Annotated in this window: 20 protein-coding genes and 1 tRNA gene; 15 read left to right on the top strand and 6 right to left on the bottom strand. The window is 39.4% G+C overall.

Translation table 11 applies throughout. The features are described 5' to 3' along the window. Positions 1-56 precede the first annotated feature (56 nt). Positions 57-2,609, bottom strand: a complete 2,553-nt coding sequence (locus L2735_RS01450) for an Ig-like domain-containing protein (protein ID WP_248983010.1) — start codon at positions 2,607-2,609, stop codon at positions 57-59. A gap of 233 nt (positions 2,610-2,842) precedes the next feature. On the opposite strand from L2735_RS01450, the gene L2735_RS01445 reads away from it, so the two are divergent. From L2735_RS01445 to L2735_RS01430, 4 genes are all read left to right on the top strand, one after another. Beyond that, the gene (locus L2735_RS01445) at positions 2,843-4,147 is read left to right on the top strand and encodes a dicarboxylate/amino acid:cation symporter (protein WP_283104503.1); all 1,305 of its coding nucleotides are present in this window, start codon (positions 2,843-2,845) and stop codon (positions 4,145-4,147) included. A 139-nt stretch (positions 4,148-4,286) separates the two neighbouring features. Then, positions 4,287-5,009: a LysE family transporter gene (locus tag L2735_RS01440; protein WP_248983009.1), complete on the top strand. Its 723-nt coding sequence runs from the start codon at positions 4,287-4,289 to the stop codon at positions 5,007-5,009. Between the two features lie 279 nt (positions 5,010-5,288). Then, positions 5,289-5,963 (top strand): response regulator, encoded by a 675-nt coding sequence (locus tag L2735_RS01435; protein ID WP_248983008.1) that lies wholly within the window; start codon positions 5,289-5,291, stop codon positions 5,961-5,963. Next, positions 5,954-7,306 (top strand): ATP-binding protein, encoded by a 1,353-nt coding sequence (locus L2735_RS01430; protein ID WP_248983007.1) that lies wholly within the window; start codon positions 5,954-5,956, stop codon positions 7,304-7,306. The genes L2735_RS01435 and L2735_RS01430 overlap by 10 nt, the downstream gene beginning before the upstream one ends. Before the next feature lie 142 nt (positions 7,307-7,448). Here L2735_RS01430 and L2735_RS01425 read toward each other — a convergent pair whose 3' ends face one another. Then, entirely contained in the window at positions 7,449-8,144 is a 696-nt protein-coding gene (locus L2735_RS01425; protein ID WP_248983006.1) for a 2OG-Fe(II) oxygenase, read from the bottom strand. 128 nt (positions 8,145-8,272) lie between these two features. On the opposite strand from L2735_RS01425, the gene L2735_RS01420 reads away from it, so the two are divergent. Further along, positions 8,273-9,529 carry a cyclic di-GMP phosphodiesterase gene (locus tag L2735_RS01420; RefSeq protein WP_248983005.1) on the top strand — a complete coding sequence of 419 codons (1,257 nt, stop codon included), beginning with the start codon at positions 8,273-8,275 and terminating at the stop codon, positions 9,527-9,529. 85 nt (positions 9,530-9,614) lie between these two features. On the opposite strand, the gene corA is transcribed toward L2735_RS01420, so the two are convergent. Further along, positions 9,615-10,562, bottom strand: coding sequence for a magnesium/cobalt transporter CorA (corA, locus tag L2735_RS01415; RefSeq protein WP_248983004.1), 948 nt, complete (start codon positions 10,560-10,562; stop codon positions 9,615-9,617). A 216-nt stretch (positions 10,563-10,778) separates the two neighbouring features. Next, complete coding sequence (gene yejK / locus L2735_RS01410; RefSeq protein WP_248983003.1) at positions 10,779-11,807, bottom strand: nucleoid-associated protein YejK; 1,029 nt, start codon at positions 11,805-11,807, stop codon at positions 10,779-10,781. Positions 11,808-12,082: 275 nt separating this feature from the next. Here yejK and L2735_RS01405 point away from each other — a divergent pair, with 275 nt between their 5' ends. From L2735_RS01405 to L2735_RS01390, 4 genes are all read left to right on the top strand, one after another. After that, complete coding sequence (locus L2735_RS01405; protein WP_102528342.1) at positions 12,083-12,301, top strand: YejL family protein; 219 nt, start codon at positions 12,083-12,085, stop codon at positions 12,299-12,301. Between the two features lie 101 nt (positions 12,302-12,402). Continuing rightward, entirely contained in the window at positions 12,403-14,205 is a 1,803-nt protein-coding gene (locus L2735_RS01400; protein WP_248983002.1) for a DUF3413 domain-containing protein, read from the top strand. 109 nt (positions 14,206-14,314) lie between these two features. Next, positions 14,315-14,391: transfer RNA gene (locus L2735_RS01395), tRNA-Pro, on the top strand. 253 nt (positions 14,392-14,644) lie between these two features. Then, the gene (locus tag L2735_RS01390; protein ID WP_248983001.1) at positions 14,645-14,992 is read left to right on the top strand and encodes a hypothetical protein; all 348 of its coding nucleotides are present in this window, start codon (positions 14,645-14,647) and stop codon (positions 14,990-14,992) included. 139 nt (positions 14,993-15,131) lie between these two features. Here L2735_RS01390 and msrQ read toward each other — a convergent pair whose 3' ends face one another. Together msrQ and msrP are read right to left on the bottom strand one after the other, a co-directional pair. After that, the gene (gene msrQ / locus L2735_RS01385; RefSeq protein WP_248983000.1) at positions 15,132-15,737 is read right to left on the bottom strand and encodes a protein-methionine-sulfoxide reductase heme-binding subunit MsrQ; all 606 of its coding nucleotides are present in this window, start codon (positions 15,735-15,737) and stop codon (positions 15,132-15,134) included. Beyond that, positions 15,734-16,768 carry a protein-methionine-sulfoxide reductase catalytic subunit MsrP gene (msrP, locus tag L2735_RS01380; RefSeq protein ID WP_248982999.1) on the bottom strand — a complete coding sequence of 345 codons (1,035 nt, stop codon included), beginning with the start codon at positions 16,766-16,768 and terminating at the stop codon, positions 15,734-15,736. The genes msrQ and msrP overlap by 4 nt, the downstream gene beginning before the upstream one ends. Before the next feature lie 474 nt (positions 16,769-17,242). On the opposite strand from msrP, the gene rmuC reads away from it, so the two are divergent. The 6 genes from rmuC (at position 17,243) to L2735_RS01350 (ending at position 26,452) form a co-directional block, all read left to right on the top strand. Continuing rightward, complete coding sequence (gene rmuC, locus L2735_RS01375) at positions 17,243-18,724, top strand: DNA recombination protein RmuC (protein WP_248982998.1); 1,482 nt, start codon at positions 17,243-17,245, stop codon at positions 18,722-18,724. A 289-nt stretch (positions 18,725-19,013) separates the two neighbouring features. Then, the gene (locus L2735_RS01370) at positions 19,014-20,963 is read left to right on the top strand and encodes a transglycosylase SLT domain-containing protein (protein WP_248982997.1); all 1,950 of its coding nucleotides are present in this window, start codon (positions 19,014-19,016) and stop codon (positions 20,961-20,963) included. A gap of 153 nt (positions 20,964-21,116) precedes the next feature. Further along, entirely contained in the window at positions 21,117-22,028 is a 912-nt protein-coding gene (locus L2735_RS01365) for an AAA family ATPase (RefSeq protein ID WP_248982996.1), read from the top strand. 5 nt (positions 22,029-22,033) lie between these two features. Next, positions 22,034-23,137 (top strand): DUF58 domain-containing protein, encoded by a 1,104-nt coding sequence (locus L2735_RS01360; protein ID WP_248982995.1) that lies wholly within the window; start codon positions 22,034-22,036, stop codon positions 23,135-23,137. Further along, positions 23,127-25,220, top strand: coding sequence for a transglutaminase TgpA family protein (locus L2735_RS01355; protein ID WP_248982994.1), 2,094 nt, complete (start codon positions 23,127-23,129; stop codon positions 25,218-25,220). The genes L2735_RS01360 and L2735_RS01355 overlap by 11 nt, the downstream gene beginning before the upstream one ends. 857 nt (positions 25,221-26,077) lie before the next feature. After that, positions 26,078-26,452 (top strand): hypothetical protein, encoded by a 375-nt coding sequence (locus L2735_RS01350; protein ID WP_248982993.1) that lies wholly within the window; start codon positions 26,078-26,080, stop codon positions 26,450-26,452. Positions 26,453-26,454 lie beyond the last annotated feature (2 nt).

The following is a 26,454-nucleotide window of genomic DNA, read 5'->3' as shown; positions in this document are numbered from 1 at the left end:
AAAAAAATGCCGCTCAATGAGCGGCATTTTTTGTAAGTACTTAGTTAGATAGCTAACTATAAAATATTAATACCAATCGCTAAGACTTCAGTCAGTGTACCTCCTGGTGTCTCTGTTGTTACAGAAAACACTCCAGAGTTTGGCTCATCTTCACCTTTTAGTGAAACCGCAAAATTGCGACCACCATTATGGTTAGAGCTTGGCCATGTAATGCTTGAAGTACTTGTGACAGAGCCAGCTGAGGCCGCAAAGGTGACAATAGTTCCAGCAGGTAACTGTTGATTGTGTAGATCTGACAAGGTGAACGCAATACTTGCAGAGCCTTTACCGATAATTTGAATGGGAGTATTTGCATCATGCACTCTAGGTTCTACAATAGAATTCCCATCTTCATCTTCACCTATAACTTCATCAACAATCTGAATCTCTTCAGGTAAGGAAGCTACTGCTGTACTACCAGACATAACGATTACGATACTACGTCTAATGAAAAGTGATTTTTCATCACTCACCCCATCTGCACAGCCAGCGTGAACAGGGTCTGAACATAGTACTCCGTTATATAAACCATCAGCTTTATCAAAAACAGTATTTACATTGAAATCAATTAGTTCCTCTAAAGAGCCACCGTCAAGACCTTTTAAAGCGTCATCAGCTTGAGGATTAAAAATGGAATCTTCGTTGTAATCGTTAAAGGCATCATTTAAATCGAATTTCTCACCAGTTACGTCCGTGCCTGTCAAGAACTCATTCATTTCATCAGCGTCAAAGCGTCCGTTACCATTTAAATCAGGGAAAGATTCTTCACCAATAGCTGTTGCGGTGATAGTTGCACGACCACCGTACGGTTGCCCGTAAAAGTTACCGTAAACAATGTTGTCAGCTTCACAAGTAAGATCTTCTGTTTTATCAGAAAGTTTATAACATTTTAGGTTTTGAACTGGGCTTAAAATTTGCTCACCTAAAGCATTATAAAAACTTTTACCTTCTGGGCGTGGTAACTGAGAAGTCCAGGTAACTGAACATGCACCATTAATTGTTTGACATGCATCTTCAATAGAGCCACCTTCAGTGGTGAAATTAACAGTAGTTCCATCTGGCACCGGGTTATTAAAGGCATCAGCCATACGGGCAGTGACTTCAACTTCTGTTCCTTCTTCATTCCAGCCTTCAGCATTCAAAATAGTTGAAGATAATGAAAAACTGTCTTGATCAGGTATACCAGTCGAAACGACTAATTGACTTGACTGGCTTGAAATAACCGGAGATGAGCCTTGAATGGTACCTGTCACCCTAACTGATGTTGCAACGGTACCTGTGGTCACTACTGTTTGAACAATACCTTCATTATTGGTTGTAGCTGTCTCAGGATTAATTGAAATTCCACCTACAACTGTATTTAATGAGAAATCTACAGCTTGATTCGCAACAACATTGCTATTTTTATCGAGCACTTGAAACTTCACCACTGACGATTCAATACCACCAGTACCTAAAATACCAATATTTTCTGGTTCAGCTGATACGAATACAATACTGCCAATATCAGATTGTAAAACATTAATAGTCGCAACGGCTGATAAACTTATGCCACCAGCATTAGCCGTAACATTAATTTGATCTTCCCCCACACAACCTGCAGCGAGATAAGTCGATGTTGCTACACCATTAGAAGATGAAACTGGAGAACTTAATTCTGCCTGCGCAGGGCTTTTTGTCGCACAAGTAGATGAAAAATTCACATCAATAGGTTGTGTGAAAGGATTACCTTCTTCATCTTGAATCAAAACAGTAACTGTCGCCGTACCGCCTGCTGATAAATCAGTGGTGCTCACTTCAGCATCCCCCTCAGTAAAAGGAGAACCGCTTCCCATCACAACATTAGTTGCACCAACAACAACAATCGCTTCACCTTTTTCACCAGTCGAAAGTGATGCGGTAACTAGACCTGCGCCTAAAGAGCTGCCCGCATAAATATCTACGGAAGCTTGGTTTTCATCGTTTGTCACAGCAGAAGTAATCGGTAAATCACCAATTTCTGAACTAAATGTCACAATAGTTGGCTTACTAATACCTGTGACCGTTGCAACCAATACTCCTGGAACAAGTGTACTAATTGTTTTTACTTCTGCCCCTGTAGCATCAAATAGCTTGAGACTAACTTGTGCTCCGCCACCAGCTTCACCACCATCACCCAACATAGTAAATGCCAAGGTATCAGTTTCACCAGATTCAATACTTGCTGTTACAGAACCTGAACCAGCAATTTCAGCAGAAAACAAGTTAATTGTCGCTACGCCTTCAGAGTTCGTTACTGCTGTTGCTGTTGATATATCAAAAGAACCTAGCGCAGCATTATTTAATTCGAAGCTAACTAATTCACCAGATACAGCGCCGTTAATTGAGCTAGTAATAGTCGCAGTTAAAAGTGCACCTGTGGTTGCATCAACACTTTCACCAGATGCTACTGAAGATGTCAGTTCAACTGTAAAAATTTCAGTGGGATCGGTTCCCCCACTGCCGTCATCAGTAATGCTTCCCCCACCACTACAAGCAAAAAGAAAAATTGAACTTAAAAGCGCTAAAAATAGTCTTTGTGCTGACCTCATTGTCAGTCTCCCTGTTACATTAAAATCGTACTTAAGATTTATAATAGTTACTTATAACGTTATATTACACAAAAATCTGGTAACCTTTTCGTTACTCTACTGTTTTATTCGGCATTTTTCCTTAAAAACTTTAACTTTTATGCCGTTTCATAAGATTTATTTTCCTGCTAGGCTTTAAAGATAAAAAATAAAAATCATCAACAATCGATGATTGAGATTGGAAGGAAGTAGTTTTGAATAAAAATAGTAAGCTTGGTTTAACAAGCAAAATCCTCATCGGCATGGGTGCTGGTATTCTTCTCGGTTTAATTTTAAGAAATGTATTTCCCGAAAGCCTGTTCGTCAAAGATTATATTACCGAAGGCATTTTACATGTTGTCGGTACCATCTTTATTTCAAGTTTAAAAATGTTAGTTGTACCACTTGTTTTTGTATCGCTCGTTTGTGGTACTAGTTCACTAAGTGACCCTTCTAAATTAGGTCGACTAGGCGGCAAAACCATCGCCTTTTATATGTTCACAACGGCAATCGCCCTTACCGTTGCAATCACATTAGCTCTTATCGTCCATCCTGGAAACGCCTCTCTTGCCACTTCAGCAATGGAGTTCAGCACCAAAGATGCACCAAGTCTTTCAGAAGTCGTGATTAACATTGTTCCAACGAACCCAATTGAAGCCATGAGCCAAGGTAACATGCTGCAAATTATTATCTTTGCTGTCATCTTTGGTTTTGCTATTTCTCATATTGGTGAGCGCGGTGCTCGTGTATCACGACTGTTCAATGACTTAAACGAAGTCATCATGAGAGTAGTTACTTTAGTCATGCAACTAGCGCCGTATGGTGTATTTGCGTTAATGGCAAAGTTAAGTCTAACCCTTGGGTTAGAAACTTTAGGCAGTGTTATTCAATACTTCTTCTTAGTGATTTTTGTATTACTTGTGCAGGCATTAGTTGTATACCCAACCCTATTGAAAACATTTACGGGCCTAAACCCATTCATGTTTTTACGTAAAATGCGTGATGTTCAGTTGTTTGCCTTCAGTACTGCAAGTTCGAATGCAACATTACCAGTAACTATCGAAACCTGTGAACACCGTTTAGGTGCTGATAATAAAGTTGCTTCATTTACTCTGCCTCTAGGTGCAACCATCAATATGGATGGCACAGCTATTATGCAAGGTGTAGCAACAGTATTTATTGCGCAAGTATTTGGTATTGAATTAAGTCTGATGGATTATGCCTTGGTTGTCGTAACTGCAACGTTAGCTTCTATCGGTACTGCTGGTGTTCCTGGTGTTGGTTTAATCATGCTGGCGATGGTACTTAACCAAGTTGGTCTACCTGTTGAAGGTATTGCCCTAATTATCGGTGTTGACCGTCTATTAGATATGATACGTACAGCAGTTAACGTTACTGGTGATTCTGTTGCGACAGTAGTCATTGCTAAATCAGAAGGCGAGTTCAACGAAGAGATCTTCAATGACTCACAAGCGGGTAAAGTTGGTTCAAGCTTCGAAGATCAAGTTAAAAATGCTTAAATTGCTAAAAAGTTTTAAATAACTTGATTTCAAAAGGCGCCATGATGGCGCCTTATTTATTATTGCGATAACCTAGTTAAGTTAATATCCAAAGCTGTTTATCAGTACTCATTGAAAATCAATTCGGAATCACAATTAAATGGACTTTGCTTTACTCTCAACTCTTGCCGTAATTCATTGCCTTGCGCTAATCAGCCCCGGTCCTGATTTTGCGATTATTGTCAAAACATCCACACAACAAAGTCGGCAAACCGCATTAATGTGCGCAACTGGTATAAGTGTAGCAATACTGCTCCATAGCTTAATGTCTTTGCTGGGTATTAGCTTAATGATCCAACAGTCAGAAATAGCTTACCTTGCCGTTCAACTTATTGGGGTAAGTTACCTTGCCTATATGGGATTTGGCGCAATTAGCTCAGTGCTAACATCAAATAATTTTCAATCTAAAAATGAGTTCAAAAACCCGACTGAAGAAAATCAAAATGCTGAAACATCAAAAGTAGATAAAGAAGATAAACTAGTAGCCAATCGTCAATTCAAAGAAATAAAACCTAGCAAAGGTTTCCAATTAGGTCTTTATACAAACCTTCTTAACCCCAAGGCGCTAATATTCTTTATCACCATTTTTACAGTATTAGTGACGCCACAAGTTACAATAGAAACTAAAGTAGCTTCTGCTGCTTTACTGTTTTCATTGTCAGTCATCTGGTTTTGCTTTCTCGCCATCATGTTAACTAAACCTATAATCCAAAAAAGAATGGTTAAAGGTAGCAAAGCAATTGATGCTATAACTGGCGTAATATTCATGGGGGTTGCAATCACGATTTTAATCAGTTTAATTAATGTTCACATTATCGGTTAAGCACTTATTGAGTTTGTTACTTACTGAGATATTCACTTGTCGCGATAGCAACATGAAAATATAGTCGCTTGTAAATATAATCCTTTGTAAATATAGTCGCTTGTCGAAAAAGTCATTAGCCATTACAGTCAGTAATGGTTAAGTATTAATAAGTTATTGTGTATTATCATCTGATGAAAACGTTTGGCTTACGTTAATTGAGTTTAAACTCTCACTTTAATAAGTACTTACATCAATATCATTTTCGTTTTACTTATATACATCTACTAGAGTATTGCTATGAGAATTTTGGTCATTGAAGACGATCCTATTTTATCCCACCACCTAAATGTTCAGTTATCTGATTTAGGAAACCAAGTTCAGGTTGCACTAACAGCCAAAGAAGGCTTTTATCAAGCAACCAACTACCCTATTGATATCGCCATTGTCGACCTAGGTTTACCAGATAAAGACGGCATGACTCTTATTTCTGATATACGCAACGCCGATGTTAAAGCGCCAATCTTAATTTTAACCGCGCGCGTAAACTGGCAAGATAAAGTAGAAGGCTTAAACGCTGGCGCAGATGACTATTTAGTCAAGCCATTTCAGAAAGAAGAATTGGTTGCTCGTCTAGATGCTTTAGTTAGAAGAAGTGCCGGCTTCGTAAAACCGACGATTAGCAGTGGCACACTGCAACTCGACTTAGCGGCAAAGCAAGTCAGTTTGAATGAAGAAAATATGGAAGTGACTGCATTCGAATATCTGATCCTCGAATATTTAATGCGCCACTGCCATGAAGTTGTCGCTAAACAGCGTTTGCTAGACGTAGTCTATGGCGATAAAGAAGGTGACCCAAATACCATTGAAGTCATGGTCAGTCGAATTCGCAAAAAGCTCAACAATGGCGGGATTGACAACCCTATTGCTACCATTCGCGGCCAAGGATATAAATTTAACTTACCATGCAGCTAAGTTTTAAGCCCAAAAAGCGTCTGCTAGCAAGGATGTTTATTACCTCGTTAACTATTATTGCATTAGTTGGCTTTGGGTTAGCGTGGTCAGTCACCATACTTCATGCACAAAATAGCTATAACCAGGAAACATCTCAGCTCATTGCTGAAATGCCTCAAATCGCAGCAGAACTTAGAGAGCACAATCTCATTCCCGCTGACAATAGCTGGCTCAATGACAACAATAAACAAAAACGTTATATGATGGCCAGCTGTACTCAATCTTTCGATGATGTGTGGATTTCTTCATTAGCGACAGACAGAGGACTGAATAACATCTGTCAGCGTTTTGAATCAATCGCTGACACAAGCCCCCCGTATTACTTAACGATGTCAGATGAAAAGTCATATTTTGCTTATTTACTGCCAGTTGAGCTAAATCAAACCCAATACAATATGGTCGTATTAAAAGATGCCGACTCTGTAGAAAATGAATTCAAACGATTTAAAAAGCTCACTTACCTTCGTCTTGCTGTCGTGATGTTACTCGCCTTTATTTTGCTTATTAGCGCAGCCTATTGGTGTCTTCGCCCAATGGGTAGATTGAAGAGTGAATTGCAAGCGATAGGAGAAGGTAAAAAAGAATCTCTTTCTAATGGTTACCCTCACGAATTGGAGGGCGTAACTCAAGCATTAAATCAATTGCTGACTCAATCAAGCGAACAGCAAGAGCGCTATCAAAATGCAATGAATGATTTAGCCCATAGCCTTAAAACACGCTTAGCTGCAGTACATGCCATAACAGATGACAAATTACTTTCTAAAGCAGATGCCAGTGAAAAGATCATGCAACAAGTAGGTCAAATGGATCAGCTGGTTAAGTATCAATTGAAACGTGCTCTTGTGGGGCGTCAAGGTTTAGTACACGAGCAAACCTCAGTTGCACCAATGGTTGAACAACTGTCTCAGATGTTATTTAAAATTTACCGTGAAAAAGGGGTCAGGTTTAGCACTAATATCGAACCAAAAGTCAGCTTTCCCATCAATAAAGGCGATTTAATGGAGCTTTGTGGCAATTTAATGGAAAACGCATTCAGGTTATCAATAAGCGAAGTGATAATTTCAGCCCATATTGATCAAGATGGCAATGCGGTACTTATAGTAGAAGATGACGGACCTGGCGTTGAAGATGCTTTAAAAGAGCGCATCATCCAACGTGGCGTTCGTGCTGATACTCAATCACCAGGCCAAGGTATTGGTCTTGCTGTCTGTAATGAGATCGTGAGTAGCTATCATGGCTTGCTTTCAATCACAGAAAGTCACTTACAAGGTGCAAAATTCACTATAAAAATTCCACCTCAATAAACACAGTTACTTCATGTAATAGTTCGTTCTAAGTCCTCAAAATTAGATATGTCATAAAAGAAAGGTAAAACGAGGAACAAAAGCGAGGGGCTATATGCTCGCTTTTATTTGAAGTATGAGTAGTGCGTAACCCTTTTTTACACTAGCTAATAGGTGCGTATAACTGCTCAGCTTTATTAAACATAATCCACGAGGTAGCAATATATTTGTCATGACTTTTTGGCGTATTACCACGATGAGTGTGAGTAAAACCTGCAGGGGCAATGACCATAGTGCCTTTTTTCGGTTTGACTGATTTACCTTGATAATAAAATTCAGTTTCACCGCCTTGTTCAACATCATTTAAGTAGTACATATATAACACCACTCTATGTAGCGCCTCATGAGATCCTACTTGTGGAAAATTTTCTGAATGCCAATGCGGGTAACCACCCACACCTTGTAAATATTTTTGTATATTCACCGAACCACTGCGATACAAATACTTCGTTAAAGCTTCAGCCCTTGGTTCACCAAGCGTATTAAAGTTATCAGGATTAAGCGTAACCGGATTGCCCAGCTCATCTGACACGCTAACTGAGACAGCCCCCATTAACGCCATAGGGTATTGTTTAAAATAATGTGCAGCATGCTTTAAAGTGACTTGAAGTAATTCATTCTTAATCGACGTTAAATCACTATAATTATCCAGGGTTAAATCAAGGCTTTGCTTTTTACTTTTATCGACACCTTGACCGGTTTTGCCTTCTATCACACCTTCATGTTGCTCGAAAGTCATTATCAGCCTGTCACATAAATCATCCGTAATTGCATTGGGAATGACCTCAATAAAATCCATATTTAATCAGCACTTTTCTATAATGTAATGATAATATGCTGCCACGGAATTGATAAATTGGCAAAAGTTGGCTGTTCATCATTCGCAACTCTAATAATAAAAGTGACTTTAGGTATTTGCTTTAACCTATGAAAAATTCTGTAAAAGTTTCTATCAATCAAATTCAAGTGGGCAACTTTATTCGCCTACCTGTTTCGTGGAAGGACCACCCTTTCCTTTTCAGTAATTTTAAAGTTAAAACCCAATCACAAATTGAGCTAATTAAGAGTCTTGGTATCGAGCAAGTCTTTTACGATACAGAACGAAGTGACACTGAATTACTCGCCTTAAAGAGTTCCTCAGACAAAACTCTACCTGTTGATGGCGATGGTTTAGATAAATTAAAACTTGAAATGGATCAATATAAACATGACCAAATCGAGTCACAGAAAAAACTTCGTCGCAGCATAAAAAAGACCGAGCAACAATTTGAACGTTCTTTATCAATGATGCGCTCAACCGTCTCTAAACTGGGCAGCCGTCCACTAAACTCCGTTAATGATGCTAAAGATATGATTAGCTCAATGACCAATATGCTACTTAACTCAGATGATTTAGTGCTGCATTTAATGGGAGATGTAAAGCCTGGTGACTTAATTTATCACCACTCATTAAATGTCTCAGTCATGTCTATGATGTTAGGTAAAAGTCTTGAATGGAGTCGTGAAGATATAGAGTTAATAGGACTAGGCGCATTATTTCATGACGTCGGCAAGCTCAAAATCCCCAGTAATATTCTTAATAAGCATGTTCAGCTCACTAAGCCAGAACAAAACTTAATTAAGCAACATCCATTGATGAGCCTTAACTTTCTTAAACTTGCAGATACCTTTCCTGAGCAAGCTAAACCTATGATCGCTAATCATCACGAGTTTATTGATGGCTCAGGCTATCCTAAAGGTTTAAAAGGTGATGAATTAGATAAGTTTTCACAGTTAATCACTGTGGTAAATGAGTATGATGATTTGTGTAATGGCACTAAAGTCTCCAAAGCAAAAACGCCCTATGCATCTTTGGGGATCATTTATAAAAATTATAAACAAAAGCTAAATAACGAATATGTTGGAAAATTGATTAAAACCATCGGTATTTATCCGCCTGGCAGTGTCATTGAATTATCCAGCGGTCAATTTGGCATGGTCATGTCAGTGAATCTTAATAAAATCTTATTCCCGCAAATCATGCTTTACGACCCACTTGTGCCAAAAGAGCAAGCGCCTATCATCGATTTAGAACGGGAAGAAATCAGTATTGTCCGCTGCCTGCCAGCTTCAGCCCTACCAGAAAATATATTTAAATATTTAAATCCAAGAGAGCGAATAAGTTACGGTATTGGTCAACCTTAGTCTTTTATAAAATTCAGATACAAAAAAACCATTAATTACATCGTAATTAATGGTTTTAAAAATTTACAAAGCGGTTAATTCGAGCCTATAACCAGCCTTTACGTTTAAAGAAGAAATAGGTACCACTAGCACTAGCAAGCATTAAACCAATCGCCATTGGGTAGCCAAAACGCCAGTCTAATTCAGGCATATTAGCAAAGTTCATCCCGTAACTACTGGCTATTACTGTTGGCGGTAAAAATACAACTGCAGCAACTGAAAAGATCTTAATAATCTTAGTTTGCTGTATACCACTAAAGCCCATCGCAGCATCCAACAAGAAATTTAATTTATCAAAAATAAATTGGCTGTGCGGCATTAACGATTCAATGTCCGATAACATTTCACGTAAATCTTTAATGTTTTCTTCTGATAAATGCTCACGATAATAACGCTGAATGTAACGTAACGAGCGCTGTGTATCGAGCAAACTCAAACGTATTTTACCATTAGAGTCTTCTTGTAAAGTGATCATTTTAAAGACTTCGTCCAGCTCTTCATCATCAAACACTTTTTCACTCACATTATCTAAAACTGAATATACATCTTCAATTAAGTCAGATAGATAATCGACTTTTAAATGGAACAACTCAATCATTAACCCTTGGGGCGTTGTCGCATCTAATCGACCTAATCGTAAATAGTTACGTAGTAAGCGGATCAAACCAACATCATCTTCGCGAATGGTCAGTAAAAAATCTTCTCTCAAGTTGAAGGAAACGTTAATGCCTCTAACATCTGAGCCTACTCGCTGCGGAAATAAAGAATTAATATGCAGTCCATCTTTGCTTTGGAAAAAACGCGCAGAAGCTTCAATTTCGTTAATATCTTCCTCTTCGAGGACTTCTTCAACCGAAAACCGACTCAACCATTCCCTTTCATCATCATTGGGTTTGAACATGTCTAACCATAATGTTTGTTCGGGTATACTGTCTTGAACATTCAGTTCGTGAACAGTTAACTTGCGATTTTTGTAAACATAGGCAGTAATCATGATTCCCCCAGAGTGGTCACTTAAAGGTGTCCACCAGAAATTAGCTATATAAAACAGGCATAAATTTTTTGGCTAGTGTACTAAAATAATTTGATAATAAAATCTTTAAATGTAATTAAGAGCAAATAACCTCGCAAATGCGCCCAAATCAATAAATTCATATAATAAGTGCAAAAAAAAGCGTCCAAATGGACGCTTTAATTTAAATATGTTGTTTTATTCGCCTTTAAGACGGCGGTCTAATTGGTCTTTTAAGTTTGCCGGTACACCTTTAATTAATAAGGTGTCAGAAATAGGATCGTAAATAACACGCTCACCTAAATGACCTCCATCAAAACTTAATGTCACTCCGCCACCTGTGCCCGAAAACTTCTTTAATGTTCGTAAACTGGCTTTATCGGCAGGAAACTCTTCATCAAGCTCGTAAGTGCCACCACAAGCAAAGTCATAAAATGAATCCATACCAGAGTCTGCTAGCTCATCAGCTAAATCCTTAACTTCAATATCCGCGCCTTCGTCGGCTCGTTCACTACAATAATCAAATACTTTGTCACGACATTGCTGACGCTCATCTTTGGTCAACTCACTGCTAGCAACAAAGTCTTCAACGGCATGCATTAAGGTTTTATTTTGCGCCTTGGTGTTAACACCTTCAACACAACCCATAAAGTCTAAAAAGAAATCTGCAACTTTACGACCAGCGCGGCCACGAACAAATGAAATATACTTGCGGGAATCTTTGTCAGCTTGCCATTCTGTTAAATCAATTCGAGCCGCCAATTGAACATTCGTTAAGTCTAGATGATTATTTTGCGACAGCTCCATATCATCAAGTACAGTCATAGATGGTTTGGCATTTAATAAAGCCACAAACAAATAATCACTGGTCATGCTGGTATAGCATGACATTAATAAAAAACCACCTTGGCTAAAGTCATACTTTGCTAACTCTTCTTGCAGCAATTTACTGGCTGCACTACTGAACTCTACAAAGCCAAGCTCGCCACTACGATATTCATTTAGGGCATTTGAAAAAGCTGGATTGGCTTCTCCATCTTCGCCATGAGTACCAAAAAAGCCAAAACCTTTACCCGCTTTACCAGTATAAGTTTGATGTAACTCTTCCAGCATAGACTCTACAGCATTACTGTTTAACAGTGGCTGCGGTCTTAGACGACAACTTAGTTGCCCCTGACTGTCTTGGGAGATTTCATGGATAATTGCTTGTTCGATATTGATGCTCATAAGCCCTAACTGATCTGTAATGATGGAAGCGAAATAGCGCTCAATATCATAACAGAGAGTTTTAAAAAGTCTCAAAAAATCTTATTAAATCGTGCGGCAACAATTAAATATCGTCTTTCTAAACCCAAGCTAATCAATTCAGATAACATCTAACTATAAATTAAGATAAAACCCTGAGATTAGATGTAATTTTAGCCATGATAAACTTGCAGCAACCACGCTTGAAATCCGATATAATGACGAGCTAATTCATTACTTTTTGAACTTTTCTGATTATGGCTATCCAATCTAAATATACCAATACCCAAGTTGAAGCATTAATTACTGAGCTTTTAGCGGTACTTAACAAGCATCAAGCACCAACTGACTTAAGCCTGATGGTATTAGGCAACTGTGTTTCACACCTACTTGAAAACAAAGTACCAAGTGAATCTCGTCAAGCTGTAGCTGAACAGTTCGCTAAAGCTTTAGCGCAATCAGTTAAAGCCGACTAAGTATATAAAGTCATTTAAATTTTTCAAAGGTATGCTATTTTTAAGTTTTACTTTTGGCACAATTATTTTGATTCCAGATAGGATTAGGAAAACGATACCGCATGGTTGAGCGTAAAAAACAAATGACTCGTGACAAAGTCTCACGTCTTGTTAATTGGGGACACTGGTTTGCCTTCTTTAATGGTTTTTTAGCCATGATAGTGGGCGCCCGATATTTATCGAGTGTCGGTTACCCTGAAACCATTATTGGTTGGGGCTACCTTGCCATCAGCACTATTGGTCATTTTAGTTTTTTAGCCTTTATTGTTTATGTCGTCTTTCTTTTTCCTGTCACCTTATTATTACCATACTCGAAAATACTGCGGGGCTATGCAGCGCTTGTCGCCACTCTCGGCCTGTGCATTTTACTGTATGACACCATTATATTTGATGACTATGGCATTCACTTAAGCCCATTTGCATTTGATCTTGCTTGGACAGATCTTAACGCCTTGCTTAAAAGCACGTCATACATAGCCACACCTACGGCAATTATTTTAATCGAGTTGACTGCAGCTAACTTTATTTGGAAAAGAATCGAGAAGTTAGAAAAAAAGCAACTGGGTAATAAAGCCATTGCATTCGTCGGCATTTGTTTTGTCAGTAGTCATTTAGTGCATATTTGGGCTGATGCATCAGACGTCACACAGATAACTCGCTTTGATGACACCTACCCTCTGTCTTATCCTGCCACTGCACGCTCGTTTATGGAAAGCCACGGTATTGAAGGCACGAACATTGAAGATAACCGTTATCAAACCAAGTCGAGACAACTCAGTTATCCGGTATTGCCTTTGCAATGTAAGGCGCCATCTTTAATAAAAGACCAACCCAATGTGTTGATTGTTTCCGTCGATGGATTAAGAGCGGATATGGTGAATGAGCTCACCATGCCTTTTTTAACGCAATACCAATTAGACAATAAACAATTCACCGAACACTACAGCGGTGGAAACCAATTTAAAACCGGAATGTTTGCACTCTTTTATGGCTTACAAGGCAATTATGGTGACAGAAAAGAGTTTTATCATACACCGCCAGTAATGACTGGAGCCTTGAAAGAAGCAGGTTATCAGCAAGCAATTTTCCTGCCGGAAGATAATCAACGCGTCTTTGAAAACCGTTCAATATTTAATGGGCTTTCTGTTTTTAGTAATAGCAGTGAAGAAGGCAGTGCTCAGACAGATATAAAAAATGTACAGCAGTTTATTAACTGGAGTGCTGAACAAGGTTCCCATTGGTTCTCAATGGTTAATTTATCTGCACCAAAACATTACGACACCCCGATTGGCTTTTTAGGGGTCGAAACCGTTAAGCCACACATCGACTTAAAGCCGGCGCAAAAAGTGCTATACAATCAATACCGACAATCTTTGTTCTTTATTGATCAACAGTTGCAGCAACTTTTCAATCATATTGATAATAATACCGTGGTGGTGATAACCGGTACTCATGGACAGATATTCAGCAGTAATCCTTCTGAAGTTAATCAGGACTTATCACCGGGTAACGTTAAAGTGCCTTTTGTGATGCATTTACCTAAAACCTCTTCAGATACTGTCAGTTACCGCACCAGCCATTATGGCGTAGTGCCGACCATAATGAGTCAAGTGCTACACTGTAACAACTCAATCACTGATTACAGCTCTGGCTACAGCTTATTGCAGCCAAGTGAGCAAAATTGGGTTTATATCGGCGACAGCAGTACTTTTGCAATTTACCAAAATGATGAGATAACGGTTTTAGACCGTCATGGTAAATATCGAATATATGATATTGAGTATAAAAAAAGACTTAAACAAAAGTTGAGTGCTCCTGAGCTAATACAAGTTATGCGGGAAGGCCGAAGACTGTACAATCAATAACAATCAAGTTGAATAAGTGTTTAAATAACAATCAACTGAAGGTGTTTTTCAGTATATCTATTGCCAGAAAAATACCTTATTGTTAATCTATGCAGCGTAAGATTCTGCTCGGGATATGGCCTAGTCCGGTAAGGCGCTTGTCTGGGGGACAAGAGATCACAGGTTCAAATCCTGTTATCCCGACCAATTCTTATTTCCCCTTTGGTTAAACTTATCTGCTTGCCAACTTTATTATTCTAAGACAATTATGTCTAATCTCACTATAGCCGTATCGTTATAAGTCAACTTTTAAACTCATCAGATTTTGAACTCTATCACTTAAAGATAAAACAAAAGTCGACTTATGTGAGATATGCAATAGAACCCAAACTATTCATTACGCTATATTGATGCATCTTAAATACATGAATGACTGTAAAATGGGTTAAGGAAGGTAACAATGTGGTGGCGTATTATTCTAATTTCTATAGCTTACGTACTGCTAGCCGCTCATTTTTTACGTTTTGGCCAAATGCCACTCGCCATCACTTGTGTCCTGCTTCCCTTACTTCTGTTGCTTAAAAACAACTTAATGACGCGACTAATACAAATGGGGCTGATAATAGCAACGTTAATTGTATGGGCGCCGGCCACATACCAATATATTAACTTGAGGATCACTATGAATGAGCCTTGGTACTTGTTAGCGACCATCATGGGTACAGTCATCACATTCAGTTTTTTTGCTAGTTATTGTATTAATGGCCTAGTCAATCCACCAAGAGACAAAAACTGCCTGTTTAGATAATCAGTCTGACTTTCCCAAATAAAAATACCGACATGATTATGTCGGTATTTTTATTTGGGAAAGTCATTAACGACTCATCGCTATCTGACAACCAACTTTTAAAGCAATCAACTCTCAAGACTATCAATTCTTAAGGTAATCAACTCTTAAATAGCCACTTTTTTATCGCTTGTCTTCGATACCACAATAAAAGTAAACAAACGCCAATATAAATGCTTGGCTCGATAATTTCTGACTTAACCGACCAATAAAAGTGTACTGGAGCTAATAATGCCATTAAATAAATCCAATTATGTAATGACTGCCATCCCCTACCCATTTTACGCTTAACCGCTTGGAAAGAGGTTAATGCCAATAGACTAGCAATAATAAAGCTTGCAGCACCGACTAATATATAAGGTCTTTTAATAATTTCTTCAAATAAAAATCCCCACGCAAACAGCAAGTCTAAACTGATAAATGCGGCAATATGAAGGCAAGCATAAGCAAATACATATAAGCCGACCAACCTTCTTGTTTGTAGCAGTAAACCTTGTTTGAATCGCTTAGCAATGGGTGAAATAAGCAATGTCACCACTAAAGCATTAATCGCGCCCATACCCGTATAATGAATAATGTATTGCACAGGATCGCCGCCGGCATTATCGGTCAACACCATTACGACTAAGTAAATAATCGGGCTCAAAAAACTTAAATGTAAAAAGCCTTTAAGCCAGAACAGACCTCTAGGTGTTAAGCGCTTCAATAGTACTTCCTTAAATCAAGGTTTTTATATAAATCCGCCACTTGATCGCCATAGCCATTAAACATTTGGGTAGGGATTCGTTTAGCCGAAAATAAGCCACCCTCGCCAATACTACGCTCAGATGCCTGAGACCACCTTGGATGATCCACCTGCGGATTTACGTTGGCATAAAAACCATATTCATGGGGAGCTAATTGATTCCAACTGGTTGGCGGCTGCTTATCTGTAACACGGATTTTTACCACTGACTTAATGCTTTTAAAACCATATTTCCACGGTAATACCAGTCTCACTGGAGCGCCGTTTTGCGGTGGTAAGGTTTTACCATATAGACCAACCGCTAAAAATGGTAACTCATTCATGGCTTCATTAATGGTTAAGCCTTCAACATAAGGATAATGAATACCTCCGCCCATTAAACGGTTCTTTTGCCCAGGCATTTGGTCAGGGTCAAATAAGGTTTCAAAAGCAACATGAGTTGCCTTATTTGACACACCAGCCATTTTTAACAGCTCAGCTAATGAGAACCCAATCCAAGGCACAACCATTGACCATGCTTCAACACAACGTAAGCGGTAAACACGCTCTTCAAGATCAAACTTGGTCGTTAAGTCATTTAAATCAAGAGTCAAAGGCTTATCTACCAAGCCTTCAATTCTTAATTCCCAAGGATTAACTTGAAACTGCTGGGCATTTTCAAATGGGTCTTGCTTACTGGTACCAAATTCGTAGAAGTTATTATGGCGAGTAATTTTATCTTCAGGAGTTAAGCGGTCGCTAATCTGAAATTGGCTTGGTTTACTGTAATCAAGTCCTTGCACAGCAAAAGCAGGCTTATCTTCACTGCCAAATAAATCAAATAAACCCGCTTGAACTTGACCTGGTAAACTGGCCCCTAATGCCCCTAATCCAAGAGCTTTAACTATGTTACGTCTGTCGCTGAATACACTTTCAGGGGTAACCTCATTGTCCTTGAGTGACCATGAAGGTTTATTGATAATTCCTTTAGTAAACCCTTTTTTAGATACCATAAATCACTCCTTGCTGCTCACTTAGAACAAAATTAATCGCTTCGATAAACTATAAGACAGTTCAATACGAAAATATATTTCAAATAGTTTAAGGGCTTTTGATCTTTCATGGTTATTTTTGCAGCGAGTTGTTGACCGCTTATACAAGGCAGAGGATTTGTAGTGTAGTTATTCTACATAAAAAGCCAATAACGCTGTAGAAGCGGTCAACAAACGCTGCCCGAAGGGTTCGATTAAAAATACTTTAGTCATTGTTGAGTGCATTTCGCTTAGATGGCTAGGCAGCAATCCACTCGCCTCGAATAAAGTATTTTTACTTCGAACAAAATCTAAACAGCAAAGAACAACAGCCCCTAGCTTTTTATTGTTTTGAGTTTATAAATTAGGCGCTTAAGTATTAAATAGCCTGTTACTCTCTTGCGCCAGAATTAATGGCATGAGAATCTTAAGCATCATTTTCAGCAGGTCGAAATTATGACGCTTCCCACTTCTTTATCTATCGCCGAAATCATCGCATTATCTGCAGCAGCATTTGTAGGTTTACTCATTGGCGCCTTATTGAATCAACGATTAACCCGTCAGCGTTGGGAGCAACATAGAGACAAGATTGCCGATGAAATGAGTCAATTACAATCTGACTTAGAGATCAAACAAACACTATTACAACAACAAATTGAAGAGAAAGAAGACGCTCTGCATCAGACTCGTGAAAGATCTGAATTACTCATCGCCCAGTTATCAAAACTTGAAGCCCAAGCTGAGCGAGTTCCCCAACTTGAGCAGAATCTAACAGATGGTCAACGTAAGTTCATGGAAACTCAACTGGCCCTATCTAAATCTAATGCCATGCAGCAAAGCATCCAGACTCAAGCCAATACCGAAAAAGCTGCGCTCAATGACAAAATTGCATTGCTTGAAAGTGCAGAAGAAAGATTAAAGCTGCAATTCGAAAACCTCGCTAACCGCATTTTTGAAGAACGAAGTGAAAACTTTAAGCAACAAAACGTTACTCAAATCGATGGCGTTCTTGGCCCGCTTAAACAACAACTAGAAGGCTTCAGACAGCAAATCCGCGAATCTTATACCCAAGAGCAAACTGAGCGTAGCGCATTAAAGCACCAACTAGACCATCTAAAAGATCTTAATCTTAAGATGAGCCAAGATGCGATTAACTTAACCAAAGCTCTTAAAGGTGATAATAAGCAACAAGGTAACTGGGGCGAAGTTATCCTTGAGCGAGTACTGCAAGAAAGTGGCCTACGAGAAGGTCATGAGTACGATATTCAGCAAGATTTAAAGGATGAACAAGGTAAACGCTTTAAGCCAGATGTTATTGTTCACCTTCCCGAGCAAAAAGATGTGGTTATCGATGCAAAAATGTCACTGGTGGCATACGAGCGTTTCTTTAATAGCGACGATGAAATCGTGCAACAACAGGCTATTAAAGAGTTAGCTTTGTCCATTCGACAACACATTAAAGGGTTAAGCCAAAAAGATTATCACAAGTTACACGGCTTAAAGAGCCTCGACTATGTGTTGATGTTTATCCCGATAGAGCCGGCTTTTTTACTCGCGCTTGAATCAGACCCAGCATTAGTCAGCTTTGCACTCGATCATAATATTATGCTCGTCAGCCCAACCAACTTATTAGTCGCGCTGCGCACCATTAATAATATTTGGCGCTACGAATATCAAAATCAAAACGCCCAAAGCATTGCTGCTCAAGCGGCTAAAATTTATGACAAACTGTGTGGCTATGTTGAAGACATGGATAAACTCGGTAGAGCACTAGAAACGGCTGACAAAACTTATCAGCAAGCTATGAGTAAACTGTCACAAGGTAAAGGTAACCTGATAAGACAAGCTCATATCATGCAAAAACTAGGCGTGGAAACCAGCAAGAATTTAGACCCGCAGCTTATTAGCAAAGCATTAGATGACTCAAAAGAGCACTAATCGGTTATAAGTAACGAAATGAACTCATAATGAATCAAAATTAACAGCGCACAAATAGCTATTTGCACTATTATTTTGATTGAGTTCATTATTAATGAGTGTATCGAGCCTAATTATATTAAATGAATTCAGGTGAAATTAATTGGCTTAAGTTAAGTTAAGTTAAGTTGAGTTGAATTAAAACCGCTTAGCCGCAAGATATAAATTACAACACTGCTGATTACGGTAAAAATCGTACTCAAGTTAAGTTTTCGCAACGAAGTCGTACTGAGGCGGAGGTCTCATTATTATGCGTAACATGGTGTATTTTTCATTGGTCACCCTCGCCTTGCTATTAATGCAAGGCTTGAGTCATCACGCTAGTGCTAACGAGATGAGTTATAGCGCTGAACAGCAATTGTATCTGGATGCTCGAAAAGCACTAGATAAAAGACAAATGAAAACCTATAACAAGTTACGCACACAGCTTGGTGACTACCCACTTAACGTCTATCTTGATTACCATGAAAAAGGTGCCAGCATCTTAAAACTTAATGGTGAGCAAGCTCATACTGCTATCGAAGCTTTCAATGCCACGCCGCTTTATAACACCTTGCGATACCGCTATTTAAAAAATGCAGGTAAAGGTAAACAATGGAAAAACTTTCTCGCAATCTCACCTAACACGCCTAATGATACGGCCTTGCAATGCTATTATTTCAGAGCGCAACTATCTCAAGGTAATTCAAAAGTGGCCTTCGATGGCGCAGAAAGATTATGGCAATATGGCCGCTCACGCCCTAAAGAATGTGACGTACTTTTCAGTGAATGGACTAAGGCAGGTAAACGCACCCAATCACTGATTTGGTCACGGATGCTTTTGAGCTTTAATGAAAGTCAGTACGGACTCACCCAATACTTAGCAAGAAAAATAACCAAGAATAAAGCTGAAGCAGAGCTACTTATTTCAGTTTATCGCGACCCAAATAGCTTGCGCCATACCCGCAAATTTTCATCTAAATCACCCATGGTAGGTGACATTGTCACGGTTGGTCTCAGAAAACTTGCCCGAAAAGATCTCAAGCAAGCGGTTAAGCTTTACAAAAAATATGACAAAGCCAATCGATTTAACCCCATTAAAGGGCAGCAGTTAAACCGCTACATAGTCCGCCGAGCGCTCATCTATAAAGAAGCCGACTTACTTGAGCACATTGATGCTAGTTTGCCTGTTCTAGACTCTGATGATTTATTTCAAATCAGACTTCGTTGGGCCATTAGCGAGCAAGATACTGACACCATCAAACACTACCTTGCTTTACTCAGTGACGATGTGATTGATGACTCTCGCTGGCAATATTGGCAAGCACGTTATTTAGACGAAAATGCTAGAAATGAGGCCGATAAGCTTCAGTCTGAGCAAATATCTAAACAACTCAGTCAGGCGCGTAACTTTTACGGTTTTCATACCGCGCAAACTATCAAAGCCCCACTTGCTATGAACGATGATAATTTACAGTCAAACCCAGCGCTTGCAGCAAGGCTGAATGATGATCCTGCAATGGCCAGAATCGTTGAGCTTATTGCAATGGATAAAACTCGCGATGCCCGCAATGAATGGGTGCACATGCTACGCAGACAATCAAACCCAATGCGCGCTGAATATGGACTATATGCCCTTGAGCAAGGTTGGTTTGATTACAGTGTAGAGGCCAGTATTCAAGCTAAACAATGGAATAGCTTAAAATTACGCTTCCCTCCTGCAGCCCAAACAGAGTTTGAAAAAGCCAGCAAAAAATATAAGGTCAATATTGATGAAGTACGCGCGATAGCAAGGCGTGAAAGCGCTTTTTATCCATACGCGACATCGGGTGTGGGCGCTCGCGGCTTAATGCAGCTTATGCCTGCAACGGCCAAAGAAACAGCGCGTAAAAACAAGCTGACATTTAAGCGCAAAAACGATTTATATAAAGTTGACTATAACGTACAGCTTGGTAGTGCATATTATAGTGAGCTACTAAAACAGTTCGATAATAATCGCGTATTAGCCTCGGCGGCATACAATGCGGGGCCTCACCGAGTAAAACGTTGGCTAAAAGAGTCTGACGGCAAATTAGATGTCATGAGCTTTATCGAAACCATTCCCTATAAAGAAACTCGTGAATACGTGCAAGCCGTATTAAGCTACCGTTTAATTTATCAACAATCACATAGTCCTGATGCCAGTATGTTCAGTAAAAAAGAGCTTAACTTCTTGTATTAAATAGCTGATAGGTTTTTATATAAAATTAAATAAACTTTTACAGCTTAATCTCGTTAAGTACTTTCCTTCTAATTACTGACAAGGTAACGTTATAGGTTCGGTGTATTTGTTAACAGGTATAACACAATTGCTTGTTAACTAACGGAGTCCTGAGTGCCAGCGTCAAAACTAAAACAATTATTATCGCAATTAGAAAGTGTATTACTGGGTAAACCTGAGCAAATCAAACTTGCCGTGGCCTGTATTTTAGCAAAAGGCCATTTATTAATTGAAGATTTACCGGGTATGGGGAAAACCAGTTTATCTCAAGCGCTCGCCACTTCATTAGGCATGAGTTATCAACGGATCCAATTTACCAGTGACATGTTACCTGCCGACATTCTTGGTGTATCAATTTACCAACAAGAACAACAAGCATTTACCTTTCATCCAGGCCCTATCTTCAATCAAATGTTATTAGCCGATGAAATTAACCGAGCCAGCCCTAAAACACAAAGTGCACTTCTTGAAGCGATGGCTGAGCGCCAAATTACTTTAGATAGCACAACACACCCGCTACCCAAACCATTTTTTGTTATTGCCACGCAAAACCCCATTGAGCAATCTGGGACTTTCCCTTTGCCAGAGTCGCAGCTCGACAGATTCATGATGCGAATATCCATAGGCTACCCAAATGAGCAAGCTGAGCTTGAAATGCTCAAAGGCTTAACCACTCGAAGTGTTGCTGAGCCACTATCACAATGTTTTACTCCTTCTGAGCTCATCAGCATACAAAGCCAAGTACAAAAAGTTAGCGCATCAGATGCAGTGCTTAAATATCTTATTAATCTGGCACAATTTTCTCGTGAGCAAGCTGACGGTAACGGTTTATCACCCAGAGCCAGTATTGCACTGTTAGATGCAGCTAAAGCCTGGGCGTTTTTACATCATCGAAATTATGTGGTGCCGGAGGATATTCAAGCCGTATTTCATTGTGTAGCCGAACACCGAATTCGCACTAATAGTCAGTTACAAGGGCAAGCTTTGTCAGATCATATTCTTGCCAGCGTTAACCCAATTAGTTAACAAGCATGAAATCATCAGCTGACCCGCAAGCCCATTACCGCCCTAAGCCCAAATGGTATTCGCGCTTTATTCCTAAACGAATAAAGCAGCGCTGGGGGCGCTGGTTAAACAAACGCATTCCACCCAATAAGCTCGTTACCCTTACTCACAAGAGTATCTTTATTTTACCCAGTGGGTTTGGCCTTGCTTGGTTTGTACTTATTGGTGTGCTGTACCTTTTCGGCACTAATTATCAAAACAATTTAGTCATTGGGTTAAGTTTATTACTCGCGAGTGTGCTGCATACTTGCATCATTTACAGTTATAAAAACTTGGCAGGACTGACCTTAACCTCACAAGTACCACCTGAAACACATGCCAATCAGAATATGGCATTTCCGGTAAGCTTATCCAGTAAGATTAATAAAAATAATAGTCATACTAGCCACCAGCAAATTTGTCTAAACTTTGCTGAGCAGCGCCATATTCGCTTAACCGAAGTTGGTGAGTCTACACATGCTACCATCGCATTTTCTCCTCAAGCACGCGGCGAATTTAATCCAGGCAGAATACAAGTGTCATCTAACTTCCCTCTAGGGCTATTTCGCGCTTGGTCATATGTTGATCTCGATATTAACCACATTATTTATGCCGAACCACTCAACACCCAAGTGTCACTGACAAGTCTTGATGACGATAACACGAGTGAGTTTGACCACGGTAAACTGCAACCTGGGGTTGATGATTACAAGGGTTTAAAAACCTATGTTGAAGGTGAATCGTTAAAACAAGTTGCCTGGAAACAGTGGGCCCAAGGCCGAGGCATGCTAACCAAAGAATTTGCTCAACCAGAAGGTAAACCTGTGTGGCTAAGTCTTGATGACACTCAAGGCACTAATATTGAACAAAAGCTGAGTAAGCTTGCATGGCAGGTCAACGCCTTGTCTCAATCTCAACAGATCTTTGGTTTAGCCCTGCACCAAGATGTAATAGAACAAGACAGTGGTGAAGCGCATCGAAAACAATGCCAGCAATTAATTGCCTTATTTGTTAAATCAAAGTTTGCCAAACCAAAGCACTCCCATTCAAAGAATTCCAAATCAAATGATAGAGGTGCAGATGAGATTTAAAAAATCAGCGCCTCAAACAACAAGTTCGAATGATTCATTTAACGATGATTTTAATGAGAACATTAGCCGTAATACCCTGTTTTGGTTACTACTTACTAATGTTTTAGTGTTATCGCCGCTATACCAAGATGCGACCCTATGGAGCATTGGCATCTGCGCCATTTGTTTTGTTTGGCGTGTGGGTATTTATTTAGGTAAAGTCGCCGCACCGCCTAAGCTACTCGTCACTAGCCTAGCCATAGGCGCTGCAGCTACACTCGCTTTAGTGGCCAAAGAGATTGGTATGCTCAATGCGCTAGTCAATTTGTTATTACTCGGTTATGCCCTTAAATACATAGAAATGCGCCAAATTCGCGACGTAAAAGTCGTCGTGTTAGTCGGTTATTTTTTAATTGCATTTGCACTGCTTGAACGCCAAGGAATGCTGGATGCTGTGCACCTTTTGTTTGTCTGTGTCATCAATGCCTGTGTATTAATCAGCGTATATCAACACAGCAGCAAAAAAGTAAACTTATCCTTTGGTTTTAAGGTCTTTTTACAAAGCCTGCCACTCGCTTTACTTCTATTTGTCGTATTCCCTCGCCTGCCGCCACTATGGTTAGCTCCGAGTATGAAAAATGCCACAACCGGCATATCAGATGAGATATCACTAGGCGATATTAGTAAATTGACCCGCTCACCAAGTCTTGCTTTTAGAGTCGGATTTGATAACGAAGTCAATAACACCACTAAGCAACAGTTAATTGCCAATGAGCAATTATATTGGCGAGCCTTGGTAATGGAAAGTTACGATGGACAAACTTGGAAGCAAGCTAATTTAAGAAAAAATGAGCAACGCAGTGCTTACGGTAACCGTTCACAACGGCACGACTCTCAAGTCGTAGATAAGTCTTCAGCCTTAAATTACCAAGTCATCACTGAGCCTACTTACCAAAAATGGCTGTTTGGATTAGATCAGTCTTTCTCTGAAACCGAGCAAGTAGTAGAACTTGCTGACTTAAGGTTATTTTCATTACGTAACATCGATCAACGGTTTAGCTATCGCGTCACTTCTTTTCCTAATAGTTCACTAGAGGAGCAACTACCGCCACTTACAAAACGGATCAATCTATCTCTCCCTAAAGACACTAATCCGAAGGCACACGCTTTAGCACAGCAATTTGCTACAGATTACCCTATTCCTCGCGACCGAATCGCCGCGATGATGCGCTACTTTAATCAACAATCCTTCTACTACACCTTAAGCCCACCTGCTATTGGTAGCAACCAAGTCGATGATTTCTTATTTGAAAATCAAGCTGGTTTTTGTTCTCACTATGCTTCAGCCCTAGTATTTATGGCACGTTCAAGTGGCATCCCTGCTCGTATGGTCGCCGGCTATCAAGGCGGTGAATATAACCCTAAAGCCGGTTATTACAGCGTTTATCAATATATGGCACATGCATGGACCGAAGTTTGGCTGGAAGGACTTGGGTGGGTAAGATTTGATCCAACCGCTATGATTGCTCCCGATAGGATTCTAGATGGTTTTGATGCCATGTTTACCGGTGAAGATAGCTACTTGCAAGATAGCCCTTTTACCAGTTTACGCGTAAAAGAAATTCCTTGGCTTAACGATATTCGTTTGCAACTTGCCAGTTTAGATTTTTATTGGAGTGTTTGGGTACTCGGGTTTGATGAAGAGCGTCAACTGCAAGTACTCAGTGAATTACTAGGCGAAGTTAATACCAGTAAAATAATCATTTTAATGATCATTAGCTTTAGCATTATTGCATTAGTGATTGCCTACTATGCGGGTGTATTTAACTTAAGCCCCAAACAAGACCCAATCATCAAACGCTATAACCTGATTTGCAATAAGTTAGCTAACAAAGGTTATCAACGAGAAACTATGCCACCACAGGCGTTTGCAACTTTTATCCACCAAGCTGTTCATCAAGAGCAACCACAATTAGCCGCTGATTTTGACAAGATGACAGAGCACTTTATTGCACTGCAATATCAACCATTGAGTGACAAGCAAATTGAACAACATCAAACCTTGTTTAAACGCTATTTTAGGAAAGTGAAAATGGGGTTGTAGGGTTACTTACTTAATGTTATTTCAATAACTTAATCCTATTTAGCTCGTTTGAATTAGCTTAACGTCGTGGCGCTTCGCCCACACCAGACCAAAAGGGTATCAACAGCAATACCCTCTTGGAACACCCCGCTGCCCCTACGAAATTTTCTGGAAAGCGAAATATTTCAATGGGGATGTTCATAGCGTCAAACTTCATTTTTAGTCCGCCTCGTCAATCTGCAAAAATCACTAACGCTTACGATGGGGCGTCCCTTCCCCTCGAAAGCTAGCCAGACATCCATGTCTGGACTCACGCAATTTTCTTGATTTCCTTAATTCCAGATAAACATTCAAAGAAGGTCAAAATCAAAATAAATACTATTAAAGCCCACTTTCATATAAACCAAAACAGGAATAATAAATGAATCTGCAGACTCAATAATCTCCGTTGGAAGTGTCCGAATGCGTTGAGCTAATTTGCGTGATGGAGGCAGGACGCCGACATAGCCTCAGATTGAGCCAAGGATGGCGAATCTGAGGCGATAGCTAATTAGCTCTATAGCATGAGGAATAACACTTCGTCGGAGCGGCAAGGGATATCGAAAAGGGAAATGCTGTTGTTTCCCTTTCGTCGGGTGTGGGCGAAGCGCCACGACCTTAATCCTAATTCAAACAAAGTTTGGAAATAAAATAAGCCACCAACACCAATAGTTACTTTCCAATTAATGATGTTCGTTTATCCTGAAAAACTTTGATAGAGTATTCATAAGCTAATAACTTTACTAAAAAAGTTTCAATAATAGTTTTTAAATGTACATACACGTTTTACTAAGTATATACACATGCACACTATACAAGTGTCATTTTTCGGAGGTTTGGTGAAATATATTATTATTGCTTTACTAATTCTTATTTTGAGTCCTTTAGTAGTTAAATTGTATATTTCAGTTGTCCCTGGTGACATGGTTGGAACGATCGATGGTTGGTTAAGTTTTGCTGGAGGGTATACTGGCGGACTGTTAGCATTTATTTCAGCTCTATATATTTTTCAAAGTCAGCGAAAAGAAAATGTAAAACCATTTTTAGATGTAAAGGCTATTGAAAAGGATACCTCTAGTATTTTATATGATTTAGCATACCCAAACCCTGACTTCATACAAACTGATACTTGTAAAACTATTGGTCTGAATAGAAAAGATTTTTCTAACAATTTATATAAAAAATATTGGTTTAGGCCCTTGCTTAAAGCTTAATC

This window comes from Shewanella olleyana (assembly GCF_023283825.1).
Classification (GTDB): domain Bacteria; phylum Pseudomonadota; class Gammaproteobacteria; order Enterobacterales; family Shewanellaceae; genus Shewanella; species Shewanella olleyana.
The sequence above is the reverse complement of the archived record's forward strand: the minus strand, read 5'-3'. Positions and strand labels throughout refer to the sequence as shown.

What these genes read in the sequence shown, in the direction of transcription:
- L2735_RS01390 (WP_248983001.1), top strand. Translation starts at nt 14,645, where the DNA reads ATGTGGTGGCGTATTATTCTAATTTCTATAGCTTACGTACTGCTAGCC.
- rmuC (WP_248982998.1), top strand. Translation starts at nt 17,243, where the DNA reads ATGACGCTTCCCACTTCTTTATCTATCGCCGAAATCATCGCATTATCT.
- L2735_RS01355 (WP_248982994.1), top strand. Translation starts at nt 23,127, where the DNA reads ATGAGATTTAAAAAATCAGCGCCTCAAACAACAAGTTCGAATGATTCA.
- L2735_RS01430 (WP_248983007.1), top strand. Translation starts at nt 5,954, where the DNA reads ATGCAGCTAAGTTTTAAGCCCAAAAAGCGTCTGCTAGCAAGGATGTTT.
- L2735_RS01420 (WP_248983005.1), top strand. Translation starts at nt 8,273, where the DNA reads ATGAAAAATTCTGTAAAAGTTTCTATCAATCAAATTCAAGTGGGCAAC.
- L2735_RS01405 (WP_102528342.1), top strand. Translation starts at nt 12,083, where the DNA reads ATGGCTATCCAATCTAAATATACCAATACCCAAGTTGAAGCATTAATT.
- L2735_RS01450 (WP_248983010.1), bottom strand. Translation starts at nt 2,609, where the DNA reads ATGAGGTCAGCACAAAGACTATTTTTAGCGCTTTTAAGTTCAATTTTT.
- L2735_RS01435 (WP_248983008.1), top strand. Translation starts at nt 5,289, where the DNA reads ATGAGAATTTTGGTCATTGAAGACGATCCTATTTTATCCCACCACCTA.
- L2735_RS01360 (WP_248982995.1), top strand. Translation starts at nt 22,034, where the DNA reads ATGAAATCATCAGCTGACCCGCAAGCCCATTACCGCCCTAAGCCCAAA.
- yejK (WP_248983003.1), bottom strand. Translation starts at nt 11,807, where the DNA reads ATGAGCATCAATATCGAACAAGCAATTATCCATGAAATCTCCCAAGAC.
- L2735_RS01370 (WP_248982997.1), top strand. Translation starts at nt 19,014, where the DNA reads ATGCGTAACATGGTGTATTTTTCATTGGTCACCCTCGCCTTGCTATTA.
- corA (WP_248983004.1), bottom strand. Translation starts at nt 10,562, where the DNA reads ATGATTACTGCCTATGTTTACAAAAATCGCAAGTTAACTGTTCACGAA.
- L2735_RS01400 (WP_248983002.1), top strand. Translation starts at nt 12,403, where the DNA reads ATGGTTGAGCGTAAAAAACAAATGACTCGTGACAAAGTCTCACGTCTT.
- msrP (WP_248982999.1), bottom strand. Translation starts at nt 16,768, where the DNA reads ATGGTATCTAAAAAAGGGTTTACTAAAGGAATTATCAATAAACCTTCA.
- L2735_RS01425 (WP_248983006.1), bottom strand. Translation starts at nt 8,144, where the DNA reads ATGGATTTTATTGAGGTCATTCCCAATGCAATTACGGATGATTTATGT.
- L2735_RS01440 (WP_248983009.1), top strand. Translation starts at nt 4,287, where the DNA reads ATGGACTTTGCTTTACTCTCAACTCTTGCCGTAATTCATTGCCTTGCG.